The sequence below is a fragment of the Litorivivens sp. genome, assembly GCF_057445395.1.
In genome coordinates this window covers 21,305-32,943 of sequence record NZ_JBVBUV010000015.1, presented here as the reverse complement: position 1 = coordinate 32,943, position 11,639 = coordinate 21,305, and the positions used below count along the sequence as shown (strand labels likewise).

Genomic DNA, 11,639 nt, shown 5'->3' with positions numbered 1-11,639 from the left:
GCAAGCGCGGGCTACACTGATGTGCCCTGCGCAGTGCGGAAGCAAAATAAAAAAATCGATGAATATTAATAATATCAATGTGTTTCGCGGGGAAGCCACTACCCGGTTGGGCAATTTGCTTTCATCCGGTCTCACCTTACTGGTACTACTAAGGCATAGCGGGTGCCCGGTTTGCCGGGAGCATTTGGTGGTTACCGAGGGAATTCTAGGTGATATTCGTGCCGCAGGCTGTGAGGTCGTAGGTGTCTGTCAGAATGACGGCCGCGACGCGGTGTTGATGGAGCAGGAGCTTGATCTGCATTTTCCCGTTTATGGTGAACCCTCGCTGAATCTCTACCGTCTACTTGAAATGCCTCGTGGCAACTGGTGGCAGGTCACCTTGGGGCCGATACTGCGCCAGCCGGTGCGGGCGCTACAGCGAATGCGTGACGTGCGCAAGCCCGGTAAGGATGTCCGGCAGCTTGGTGGTGTGGTGCTGCTGTCGAGTGCTGGTGAGGTGCTGTTTCGGTACAGTCAGCGCGATTCTGGTGACCTGCCTGGTGATGACGAAGTGCTAGCGGCGATAGCGCAACACGCATCGGCCGAGTAATACCTTACGACCGGTGGTTTACATTTTTAACGTAGATGGAGGTAACAGAATCTGATGGAACGATTTTCGGGGAAGCGAGTGCTGGTCACCGGCGCTGCATCGGGTATCGGGCGAGCCTGTGCTGAGCATTTCGCACAAGAGGGCGCGTCATTGTATCTGTGTGATATGAATGCAGCGGGACTCAAAGCCGTAGCAGATTCGCTGGATGCCCGTGTTTTTTGCTCAGTGCTAGATGTAAGCGACGCTACTGCCTGCACTGCAGCGGTTGCTGATGCGGTTGATCAGTTGGGAGGCCTGGATGTGCTGTGCAATATCGCGGGGATTGCGCTGACTCACCACTTCCACGAAATCACCGATGATCAGTGGCACAAAATTCTGAACATCAATGTATCCAGTGTTGTGTATCTATCGCGTGCAGCATTGCCCCATCTGGTGAAGTCGAAAGGTAATATTGTCAACATGTCGTCCATCGCAGGCTTGATGGGGCAGGCCTACACCTCAGCCTACTGCGCCACCAAAGGTGCAGTCATCATGCTCACAAAATCCATTGCGCTGGAATACGTCAAGCAAGGTGTACGCTGCAATGCCGTGTGTCCAGGTGGGGTGCAGACTGATCTGGCGAAGAATTTTTCGGCACCCGAGGATATCGATTTCAGCCTGATGTCGCGCTATATGCCACTGGGGGAAATGGCCGAAGCCGGTGATGTGGCCAAAACCGTACTGTTTCTGGCGTCTGACGATGCCAGTCAGATCAACGGCGTGGCTATGCCGCTAGATGGTGGTGTTTCCGCAGGCTAGTTGTGGCTGGCGGGGGTGTTGGCCGCCAGAATAGATTACAATAGCGTGCTTTCCAGTTGCGGCGGTCTTGGTATATTCTGCCGCGGCTTGGTTTTTTAACGTTTTGATATCTAAGGAATCGCAATGAGCTTTTTTATCTCCCAGGCCCACGCCCAAAGTGCCGGACAACAACCCCCACCGGGCGGCGAACTGTTTCAACTGGGTTTTCTGGTGCTGCTGTTTGTTCTGTTTTACTTTTTGGCCATCCGCCCCCAGCGCAAACGCCAGAAAGAGCATGCAGAGATGGTGGCAAACCTGGGCAAAGGTGATGAAGTGGTAACCAGCGGCGGTATTCTCGGCAAGGTCGTGCGTCTGGATGAAAATTATGTAGTACTGCAGGTGTCTGACAATATGGAACTCAAGTTTCAGCGTGTCATGATCAGTGCTGTGCTGCCCAAAGGCACCATCAAAGCGATTTAAGGTGTCTGAGCGTGAGTGAGCAACGCGTTTCAAACCCGCCCGGTTTGCCGACGATGCCACCCCGACTGGCGTTGGCGCAGCTGCCAACGCCACTGCAGCCGCTGGATCGCCTCTCCGAGTCTCTCAACCTGGGGCCGAGGCTGTGGGTCAAACGAGACGATCTGACCGGCAGCATGTTAACTGGCAACAAGGTTCGCAAGCTCGAATTTACGCTGGCCCAGGCGCTTGAAGAGGGCGCTGATACCATTATTACCTGCGGCGGTGTGCAGTCTAACCACTGTCGCGCTACCGCCTTGCTCTGCGCCCAACTGGGACTTCGCTGTCACTTGATATTGCGCGGCGAACCGGCGGCGTGTCCCGACGGCAATCTGATGTTGGATGTGTTGGCAGGCGCCCACATCGATTTTTATCCCGCCAGAGAATACCAGTCCCGTTTGTCGGCGCTGTTGGAGCAGGCTCGCAGCGACTATGCGCGCGCTGGCCGCCACGCCTTTATTATTCCCACCGGAGCGTCTGATGGAATCGGGGTTTGGGGTTACCTAAATGCTGCCCGCGAACTGGCACAGGATTTTATCGCCCTAAACATGACCCCTGAACATATTATCTGCGCCACCGGATCGGGGGGCACGCAGGCCGGACTGACGCTGGGCAACCAGTTGTATGGCCTCGGCTCGACCGTATGGGGTGTTAATGTCTGCGATGACGAAGCGTGGTTTTTGAATAAAGTCCACGCCGACGTGACCGACTGGAATAGCCGCTATCAGGCTGGCTATGACCTGCAGTCGCTGGATACCCGGGTCATTGACGGGTATGTTGGGCCGGGTTACGCGATCGCTGAGGCGCCCGTGTTTCATACCATCGCGCTGCTGGCGCGCACGGAGGGCCTGATTCTTGACCCGGTATACACCGGAAAGGCTTTTCACGGCATGATCGAAGAAATTCGCGCCGGTCGACTAGTAGGCGAGAATATTGTTTTTGTTCACACCGGCGGCAGTTTTGGTCTTTTCCCGCAGCGTGAGCAGCTCGCCGGGATTTTAAGTCACGCAGAATAACCAATAGAGGCAGTGCAGTATAACAATGATTGATCAGATGATCGGCGCAATCACAGCGCTCAACGGCTGGGTTTGGGGTGCGCCGATGCTGGTGCTGATTCTGGGCACTGGGCTGTACCTCATGCTTGGTCTCAAGTTCATGCCCCTGCGCAATATTGGCGCTGCCTTTCGCATGCTGTTTGCCGGTCGGCACTCCGACAGCGAGGGGGATATCACACCGTTTCAGGCATTGATGACGTCTCTGTCTGCCACCATTGGTACCGGCAATATAGCCGGCGTGGCTACCGCCATTGCGATTGGCGGCCCGGGCGCACTTTTCTGGATGTGGTGTACCGCACTGGTGGGTATGGCGACCAAGTATGCAGAAGCTGTGTGCGCCGTACAGTTTCGTGAGCGTGATGCCAATGGTGATTACTGCGGCGGGCCGATGTACTACATCAAAAACGGTCTTTCCCGTCGGTGGCATTGGTTGGCTATCGCGTTTGCCGTGTTTGGCTCGATCGCCGGTTTTGGCATCGGTAATGGAGTGCAGGCCAATTCGGTTGCTCACGCCATGGAAAGCAGTTTTGGGGTTGATCCACGGGTAACCGGCGGTCTGCTGTTGGTGGCCGTTGCTGCTGTGGTCCTGGGCGGCGTGCGTCGTATTGCTGAAGTGGCCGGTGTGCTGGTGCCGCTGATGGCGACCCTTTACCTGGCCGCCGGACTGGTGATCATTCTGTTGTCGATAACCGAATTGCCCGGCGTGATTGCGCTGGTGGTGGATTCCGCTTTTACCGGCACGGCTGCAACGGGTGGTTTTGCGGGCGCCAGCATCTGGATTGCGATTCAGTTTGGCGTAGCGCGCGGTATTTTCAGTAATGAAGCAGGGCTTGGCAGTGCGCCCATAGCTCACGCTGCCGCCAAGACCAACAGTCCGGTAAAACAGGGCATGGTGGCAATGCTGGGAACCTTTATTGATACCTTGGTAGTATGCAGCATTACCGGTTTTGTGATTTTGCTGAGTGGAGACTGGAGTACTGGCCTGAACGGCGCCGCGCTGTCAGCACAGGCCTTTAGTAGTGCGTTGCCCGGTGGAGAATATGTGGTGACCATTGGTCTGGTGCTGTTTGCGTTCACCACCATTCTGGGTTGGAACTACTACTGCGAACGCTGCCTGGTATATTTGTTTGGTGTCAAAGTGGAATTGCCGTTCCGGATTCTCTGGGTGCTCGCCATTCCGGTGGGCGCGGCCGCAAACCTGCAAACCATCTGGCTGGTGGCGGACACCCTGAACGCCATGATGGCCCTGCCAAACCTGATAGCCCTGCTATTGTTAAGCCCGGTAATTTTCAGGCTGACCAGAGAGTACTTTGCCAGTGCAGCGGCAACAACACGCTAGGCTCGAGCAGGTTTGAACGGCGGCGGGTCAACTATAGATTCGCGGCACGCGTTGGGTTACCCCGGTAAATAAGTGGTAGCTGATTGTGCCGGCGCGCGCGGCGATCGTGGCGGCGGGTAGTTCGTCGCCCCACATCGTGGCCACATCACCCACGTTGATTGGCGATGCAGCCTGGCTGATATCAACGCTGCAAATATCCATCGACACACGACCAACCAACGGAAACAGCTGTCCTTGTATGGACACGGGGCAACCGTTGCCCACTTGCCGAGGGTAGCCATCGCCATAGCCAATGCCAATAGCTGCAATGCGGCAAGGTGAGGTGGCTGTCCAGGTAGCGCCATAGCCAACCGAATCGCCCGCTCTTATGTCCTTGATGGCAATTACACGCGCCCGCAGCGACATGACGGCCCTAAGATCTGTCTCTATCGCCGTGGTGGGGTTATCCCCATACAGCATAATGCCGGGCCTGACCCAGTCGGCGTGACTTTCCGGCCAGGCAATAATGCCGGCGGAATTGGCCAGGCTGCGTTCCATATCGGGAGCCAATGAGGTGAGTGTGGCAAAACGCTTGATCTGCTGCTGAGTTATGGGCGAAGACGATTCATCCGCACTGCTGAAATGGGTCAATGCTTTCAGCCTGAATCTGCTGTCTTTTTGCAAACTCGACAGGGCCTGAGTAAATTCATCGGCGCTGAGGCCAAGGCGGTTCATGCCAGTATCGGCTTTGAGCCAGACTTCCAGTGGGTGATCGAGCTGGCTGGTGAGCAGTAGAGGCAGTTGATTGCCTTCGTGCAGCGTAATGGCAACGTTATTGTTGGCGCACCATTGCAAGGTCTCATGGTTGAGCAAAGTGCCCATTAGCAACAGCGGGCTGTTAATGCCGCGGTCCCGCAGTGCCACCGCTTCTTGGAATCGGGCTACGCCAAGCTTGTCTGCTTTGCCGGCGAGGGCTTTGGCGATGGCAGTCAGCCCATGGCCATAGGCATCAGCTTTGATCATGGCAACAACGCGAGAGTGGGGCGCGAGTGAACGCACGGTCGCGAGATTGTGGGTCAGGGCGGTCAGGTTTATATCGGCCCAGGCCGTATGGTTCATTGTTGAGTCTGCTGTGGTCTCGGATGGCCCCGCGAAAGTAGCGCGCCGCACGCATTACTGCAACAGGTGAATTCACGGCGCATTAAAAAATCGCTATGCTGCGTTCAATGCTGAGATATGTTTGGGGTAACCATGCCAAAGGGTTTTGAAGAGAAACTGGTGATATCACTTTCTTCGCGCGCCCTGTTTGATCTTGGCGAAAGCCATCGGGTCTATGAAGAGCAGGGGCTGGACGCCTATCAGGCGTATCAGATCGAACACGAAGATAAGGTTCTGGAACCCGGGGAAGCATACCCGTTGGTGCAGAAACTGCTCAATATTAATGAGCGACTTGGCGAGGAACGCGTTGAAGTCATCCTGTTGTCGCGCAATTCGGCCGACACTGGTCTGCGGGTATTCAATTCCATTGAGCATTATGGGCTCAAGATTTCGCGGGCCGCGTTTTGCGGCGGGGAAAGCCCCTACCGCTATATCAGTGCCTTCGGCTGTCACCTGTTTCTATCTACCCACGCCGACGATGTTCGCAACGCCCTGAATAACGGGGTGGCGGCAGCGACACTGTTGCCGCGAGGCAAGCGCCAGATCGATGAGACCGACCAGCTGCGCTTTGCGTTTGACGGCGATGCAGTGCTGTTTTCTGACGAGGCCGAACGCATTTTCAAGGAGCGAGGCCTGGAGGCCTTTGCTGCCAGCGAGCGGGCTGCGGCCAGAACGCCGCTGTCAGGTGGGCCGTTCAAGCCATTTTTGGCGGCTCTGAATCGCCTGCAATCGAGTTTCCCGCCGGACCAGTCACCGATACGCACCGCGCTGGTTACCGCGCGCTCTGCGCCAGCCCATCAACGCGTGATTTTGACACTGCGAGATTGGAAGATCAGAATCGACGAGTCACTGTTTCTGGGTGGTCTGGACAAGGGCGACTTTCTGCAGGCCTATGGCGCTGATGTATTTTTCGACGATCAGGCAACCCATTGCCAATCAGCCAGTCAACACGTGGCGACCGGGCATGTTCCGCACGGTGTGGCCAACGATTAAGACTTCAAACAATGGGTGAAATTGCAGTTATAAGCGACACCATGCTTATGACTGTACTACACTTTCGCTGAGTGCCATCAAAAACAAGTATCAGGCCATGAAGCTTCAGCAATTACGTTATATCTGGGAAGTTGCCCACCACGATCTGAATGTGTCTGCCACGGCACAGAGTCTGTTTACCTCCCAGCCGGGTATCAGTAAGCAGATTCGCCTGCTGGAAGACGAACTTGGCGTGGAGATCTTTGCCCGTAGCGGCAAGCATCTGACACACATTACGCCGGCAGGGGAGGCTATCCTGAAGGCTGCGGGCGAGGTGCTGCGTAAGGTAGAGGGGATCAAACAGGTTGCCCAGGAGTTCAGCGATGAGAGAAAGGGTGCGCTGTCCATTGCCACCACTCATACCCAGGCCCGGTATGCGCTGCCTCCAGTCATTCGCAAGTTTATGAGCAGCTACCCCGACGTGTCGCTGCATATGCACCAGGGTACGCCATTGCAGATATCGGAGCTGGCAGCTGATGGGACAGTGGATTTTGCGATAGCCACCGAAGCGCTGGAGCTGTTTGGCGACCTGATCATGATGCCTTGCTATCGCTGGAATCGGACGGTGCTGGTTCCCAAAAACCACCCGCTGACCCAGGTAGCGACCTTAAAGCTTAGCGATGTAGCCGAATATCCTATCGTGACCTATGTCTTCGGTTTTACCGGACGCTCTAAGCTGGACGAGGCGTTTATCGAAGAAGGGCTGTCCCCGAAAGTGGTCTTTACCGCAGCTGATGCGGACGTCATCAAAACCTACGTGCGGCTGGGGCTGGGTATCGGTATCGTGGCAAAAATGGCCTACGATCCCGAGCTCGACAAGGATTTGGTGCCGCTCGATGTGAGCCACTTGTTTGATGCCTCGGTGACCAAGATTGGATTCCGGCGAGGAACCTTCTTACGCGGTTTCATGTACGAGTTTATTGAGTTGTTCGCCCCGCACCTCACACGTGATCTGGTTGACGAGGCCTATCGCCGGCACAGTAAAAGCGAGATAGAGGAGCTGTTTTCGCACATTGAGCTGCCAGTGTACTAGGGTCTGCTCACGTTGCTTTCACGCGGCGAACTGGTTAGAGTGCTGCCCTTTTCAGCAAGGGAATTAGTCACGTGGAAATAGCCTGTCTTGATCTCGAAGGGGTTCTGGTACCGGAAATCTGGATCGATTTTGCCGAACGCACTGGTATTGATGCATTGAAGGCGACCACCCGCGATATCCCTGACTACGACGTGCTGATGAAACAGCGTTTACGTTTGCTTGATGAGCACAAGCTGGGGCTCAACGAGATTCAGGAAGTGATCGCCACCATGAAGCCGCTTGAAGGCGCCGCCGAGTTTACTGATTGGCTGCGCGAACGCTTTCAGGTGGTAATACTTTCTGACACGTTTTATCAGTTTGCCAAGCCGCTGATGGCGCAATTGGGTTACCCGACTCTGCTGTGTCATAACCTTGAAGTGGATGCGCAGAGCGGCCGGATTACTGACTACAAATTGCGTCAGGCCAACCCCAAGCGGCAAGCCATTGTCGGCTTTAAAAGCATGTATTACCGCACGATAGCCGCCGGTGATTCCTATAATGACACGACCATGCTGGCTGAAGCCGATGCCGGTATTCTGTTCCACGCGCCAGACAATGTGATCGCAGAGTTTCCACAGTATCCGGCGGTGCATACCTACGAAGATCTTAAGAAAGAATTCCTCAAAGCCTCAAATCGCGAGCTTGAGATATAAGTGAGCCTAGCGCCGGACGCAGCGCGTCCGGCACTAACCGATCAGGGTCTGTCTGTCAGGCTTTCTAGCAACACTCCCACCTTGTTCCAGGTTTCCTCGAACTCAGCCTCAACTTCGGAATCTGCCACGATCCCGCCGCCCGACCAGCAATAAATTTTGTCGTCTTCGCACAGCAGGGTACGAATGGCGATATTGCTGTCCATATTGCCGTTCAGATCAATATAGGCAATAGAACCACAGTAGATTGAGCGGTCGTGGGGTTCGAGTTCGTGAATAATTTCCATGGCCCGCCGTTTTGGCGCGCCTGTAATAGAGCCTCCGGGGAAGCATGCCGCCAACAGGTCCAGGGTGCTGTATCGCGATGCGAGCCGCCCGCTGATGGTGCTCACCAGATGGTGTACTGTCTGAAAGCTCTGCAACTCGAACAGCTTTTCTACGCGAATACTGCCGGGTTCACAGCAGCGGCCGATGTCATTGCGCAGCAGGTCAACAATCATCAGATTTTCGGCCCGGTCCTTTTCGCTTTGTGCGAGCGTTTCTGCCAGTTCGCGATCGCGCTCGGGGATAGGCGAGCGCGGTGCTGTGCCTTTAATGGGGGCCGTGCTGACCTTGCGCTCTTTAACCTCAATAAAACGTTCCGGTGAAAGACAGAGAACCTGGCTTTCAGGGAGCTCCAGGTAGGCCGACCAAGGTGCCGCCGCGATCATTCTAAGCTTGCGATAGGCCTGCCATGGGTCGCCCTGGTAATCGGCGCTAAAGCGGCGGGCGAGGTTGATCTGGTAGCTGTCGCCACTGTCGATATACCTCTTAACTTTATTGAATAATGCTTTGTATCTTTCTGAATTTACATGTGTTTCAAACTCTCCTTTAATGGAGAATCTAGGGTGTGCTGGTGGCTCATCAAGCGATGCCAGACGATCCTCGATCGACGTGAGCAGATTGCCCGGGGTAGCGGGGTGGCTCACCAGCCAGCGTTGTTTGTTGTGGTGATCAACGATAATTGCCCAACTGTAGAGGCCGGCATAGATATCGGGCATCCGGTAAGGGTTCTCGGCGCTGCCTACACCGGCAATATAGCGTCCACCATCGTAGCTCAGACTGGTAATGATGCCGGCGGTAAAGGGCAGGTCTGGGTGGTCACAGCTGGCCGCGGGGAGGGTGCTGTGAAGCGCAGCCAGTTCTCGGAATGACTTTTGAAAGTCTCTTTTACTGTCTGATTTATTTATGAAAAGGGTGTCTAATGGCGCTGCGCTAATGATGTCAAAGCGGCCCCGTTCCGAGTATGGCCAAGCGCTGTCGAGAAAGACCGGGCAGGGTAGATCACGCACCCGTTCAAACAGCAGGCTGCTGTCGGACTGATAGGTCAGTTCACGAACAGATAGTCGAAGCATAGGAGAGTTTGAACAGGTTTGTTGAATGCGTGTGGCTATTGTATCGAGCGCAACTTCTTGAAATCCAGCGACATTAACACTTAAGGCAATATTTAGTGTCCGCTTTGTACATTGACAGCGTCCCCCTATGCAATTAATGTTGTCGCCCGCCTGAAGCCGAAGAACACGGGCATAAGCCCTTGAATGCAAAAGTGTTCTTTGTCAACTTTCGATTCAAAAGAGTGGGCCGCTGAGTATTGATAGCAGCGGCAGGTGAGCGACTTCTGCCTACCTGAAACCAGCCCGCCACCATCGTCAGTTGCTTATACAAGCCTCAACTTTAGTTGCTGAGACAGGAAGCATGACAAAAAAATCGCAGATCGCCCCAACACTGACAAACCCTTTTGAACAGGCCCAGGATGTGGAGTTTACCGTTCCCGGTCAGCTCGACTACGACCCGGGCCTGTATGAAACCACCCTGAAAATGGGTCACGAATTGCTCAAGCTCCCCTATAAAGCGGCGGGTGTTAAGAGTATTCAGAAGCAGCACCAGAAAAAGCGCATGACCATCTGGGAGCGCATTCAGGTGCTCAAGGATGCAGGTACCGAACCGAAGATTCTTTACCAGAACTGGGGTAAGAACCTGGACGGTGCTTCATTGGTAACCGGCATAATTAAGGTTAACGGCCGCGATGTGGCGATTTACGGTCACGATTTCACCGTGCGTGCGGGTTCAATGGACGCCACTAACGGTAGCAAGCTGGCTCGCCTGTTTGAGCTGGCCGGCAAGCTCGGCGTACCGCTGGTCGGTATGAATGACTCTGCAGGTGCGTTTATCCCCGCCGGTGTTGGCGGCCTGGATGGCTATGCTGAAGCCTTTACCGCGCTTCGCCGAATCAATGGTGTGGTGCCGTCCATAATGTGCATGTTCGGCTACAATGCCGGCGGTGGTGCTTACCTGCCGCGCCAAGGCTCATTTGTTGTACAGCCTAACGACACGTTCTTTGGTCTTACCGGCCCCGGCGTTGTGAAATCGGTGCTCGGTGAAGATGTTACTGCAGACGATCTGGGTGGGCCAAAGGTTCACTCTCAATCCGGCGTAACTGACTTTGTAGTGCCCGATGAAGTGGCGGCCCTGAACAAGGTCAAGCAGCTGCTGAACTACCTGCCAAACAACAATAGTTCACAGGCACCGTTCCAACCCACCTCGGACCCGATTGACCGCAAAACCTGGGATATCGACCTGCTGCTGAAGAAGTCATTCAACAGCCCGACCGGTTTCAACACGCCGTTTGATATCAGCATTATCATCCAGCAACTGTGTGACCACGGCGATTACTTTGAAGTGCAGCCCGAGCGTGCCCGCAACACCATTACCGCCTTTGGCCGTATTGGCGGCAACGTGGTGGGTTTTGTCGCTAACAACTCGGCCGTGGCCTCCGGCCAGATCGATATCGGAGCGGCTTACAAAAACGCCCGTTTTATTCGCTTCTGTAACGTCTACAATATTCCGGTGATGTTTATGGAAGACACCACCGGCTTCCTGCCCGGTCGTGAGCAGGAAGAGGGCGGTATTGTTCAGGCCGGTCGCGCCATGCTCGACTCCATCGTCGATCTGCGTACACCGCGTTTCCTGATCATCATCCGCAACGCCTTTGGCGGTGCCTACGCCTCTTTCAACAACTACCCGACTGGCGCCGACTTTGTCTGCGCGCTGCCGACCACTCGCCTTGCGGTGATGGGCCCGGCCGGTGTTGAGTATGTGTACAAGGATGAGCTGCGGGCTATTCGCAACACACTGAAAGATCGTGTAGCCAAGGCCATGAAACAAGGGCTTTCAGAGAAAGACGCGAAAGCTGAAGTGGCTGCCTGGCAAAAAGCGCAGGAAGCCGAGCTGGCCCTGCGTTATGAGCGCGAGCTGATGAACCCCAATGAGGCTCTTAGCCTCGGATCCATCTCACAAATTGTCATGCCGTCGGATCTGCGACAGGTCATCGCTGAGCAATTGCAATTGCACTTGGCGAACTACAAGCCCGAACCCATGGGCGGACCGCAACGCGAATTCCACTAACGTCGCAGAACTGGCTAACCGGATTACA

Annotated in this window: 11 protein-coding genes; 9 read left to right on the top strand and 2 right to left on the bottom strand. The window is 55.1% G+C overall.

The features are described from left to right. The first annotated feature begins 58 nt into the window (after positions 1 to 58). The 5 genes from AC222A_RS06715 (at position 59) to AC222A_RS06695 (ending at position 4,276) form a co-directional block, all read left to right on the top strand. Positions 59 to 589: an AhpC/TSA family protein gene (locus AC222A_RS06715; protein ID WP_372749626.1), complete on the top strand. Its 531-nt coding sequence runs from the start codon at positions 59 to 61 to the stop codon at positions 587 to 589. A gap of 54 nt (positions 590 to 643) precedes the next feature. Further along, a complete protein-coding gene (locus AC222A_RS06710) occupies positions 644 to 1,387 on the top strand; it encodes an SDR family NAD(P)-dependent oxidoreductase (protein ID WP_372763860.1) in 744 nt (247 codons plus the stop codon). Positions 1,388 to 1,510: 123 nt separating this feature from the next. Further along, positions 1,511 to 1,846, top strand: coding sequence for a preprotein translocase subunit YajC (yajC, locus tag AC222A_RS06705; RefSeq protein ID WP_372748757.1), 336 nt, complete (start codon positions 1,511 to 1,513; stop codon positions 1,844 to 1,846). 53 nt (positions 1,847 to 1,899) lie between these two features. Further along, on the top strand, positions 1,900 to 2,898 hold the full coding sequence (locus AC222A_RS06700) for a D-cysteine desulfhydrase family protein (protein ID WP_372759628.1): 999 nt from the start codon (positions 1,900 to 1,902) through the stop codon (positions 2,896 to 2,898). A gap of 28 nt (positions 2,899 to 2,926) precedes the next feature. Continuing rightward, positions 2,927 to 4,276 (top strand): alanine/glycine:cation symporter family protein, encoded by a 1,350-nt coding sequence (locus AC222A_RS06695; RefSeq protein WP_372748759.1) that lies wholly within the window; start codon positions 2,927 to 2,929, stop codon positions 4,274 to 4,276. 27 nt (positions 4,277 to 4,303) lie between these two features. Here AC222A_RS06695 and alr read toward each other — a convergent pair whose 3' ends face one another. Then, a complete protein-coding gene (gene alr / locus AC222A_RS06690; protein ID WP_372810710.1) occupies positions 4,304 to 5,374 on the bottom strand; it encodes an alanine racemase in 1,071 nt (356 codons plus the stop codon). 132 nt (positions 5,375 to 5,506) lie between these two features. On the opposite strand from alr, the gene AC222A_RS06685 reads away from it, so the two are divergent. From AC222A_RS06685 to thrH, 3 genes are all read left to right on the top strand, one after another. Next, a complete protein-coding gene (locus AC222A_RS06685) occupies positions 5,507 to 6,406 on the top strand; it encodes a 5'-nucleotidase (RefSeq protein ID WP_486774775.1) in 900 nt (299 codons plus the stop codon). Between the two features lie 97 nt (positions 6,407 to 6,503). Then, positions 6,504 to 7,478 (top strand): HTH-type transcriptional regulator CysB, encoded by a 975-nt coding sequence (cysB, locus tag AC222A_RS06680; protein WP_486774774.1) that lies wholly within the window; start codon positions 6,504 to 6,506, stop codon positions 7,476 to 7,478. A gap of 71 nt (positions 7,479 to 7,549) precedes the next feature. Beyond that, positions 7,550 to 8,170 carry a bifunctional phosphoserine phosphatase/homoserine phosphotransferase ThrH gene (gene thrH, locus AC222A_RS06675; RefSeq protein ID WP_372748753.1) on the top strand — a complete coding sequence of 207 codons (621 nt, stop codon included), beginning with the start codon at positions 7,550 to 7,552 and terminating at the stop codon, positions 8,168 to 8,170. A gap of 41 nt (positions 8,171 to 8,211) precedes the next feature. Here the strand turns inward: thrH and pabB are convergent, their stop codons facing one another. Further along, a complete protein-coding gene (gene pabB, locus AC222A_RS06670; RefSeq protein ID WP_372764476.1) occupies positions 8,212 to 9,561 on the bottom strand; it encodes an aminodeoxychorismate synthase component I in 1,350 nt (449 codons plus the stop codon). Positions 9,562 to 9,901: 340 nt separating this feature from the next. Between pabB and AC222A_RS06665 the strand changes: the two genes are divergently transcribed. Continuing rightward, the gene (locus AC222A_RS06665) at positions 9,902 to 11,611 is read left to right on the top strand and encodes an acyl-CoA carboxylase subunit beta (protein WP_372748355.1); all 1,710 of its coding nucleotides are present in this window, start codon (positions 9,902 to 9,904) and stop codon (positions 11,609 to 11,611) included. Positions 11,612 to 11,639: the final 28 nt, after the last annotated feature.

Bases quoted from the DNA above. Each gene is read 5' to 3' on its own strand.
- AC222A_RS06700 (WP_372759628.1), top strand. From the start codon at position 1,900: ATGCCACCCCGACTGGCGTTGGCGCAGCTGCCAACGCCACTGCAGCCG.
- alr (WP_372810710.1), bottom strand. From the start codon at position 5,374: ATGAACCATACGGCCTGGGCCGATATAAACCTGACCGCCCTGACCCAC.
- pabB (WP_372764476.1), bottom strand. From the start codon at position 9,561: ATGCTTCGACTATCTGTTCGTGAACTGACCTATCAGTCCGACAGCAGC.
- AC222A_RS06665 (WP_372748355.1), top strand. From the start codon at position 9,902: ATGACAAAAAAATCGCAGATCGCCCCAACACTGACAAACCCTTTTGAA.
- AC222A_RS06685 (WP_486774775.1), top strand. From the start codon at position 5,507: ATGCCAAAGGGTTTTGAAGAGAAACTGGTGATATCACTTTCTTCGCGC.
- cysB (WP_486774774.1), top strand. From the start codon at position 6,504: ATGAAGCTTCAGCAATTACGTTATATCTGGGAAGTTGCCCACCACGAT.
- AC222A_RS06710 (WP_372763860.1), top strand. From the start codon at position 644: ATGGAACGATTTTCGGGGAAGCGAGTGCTGGTCACCGGCGCTGCATCG.
- AC222A_RS06715 (WP_372749626.1), top strand. From the start codon at position 59: ATGAATATTAATAATATCAATGTGTTTCGCGGGGAAGCCACTACCCGG.
- yajC (WP_372748757.1), top strand. From the start codon at position 1,511: ATGAGCTTTTTTATCTCCCAGGCCCACGCCCAAAGTGCCGGACAACAA.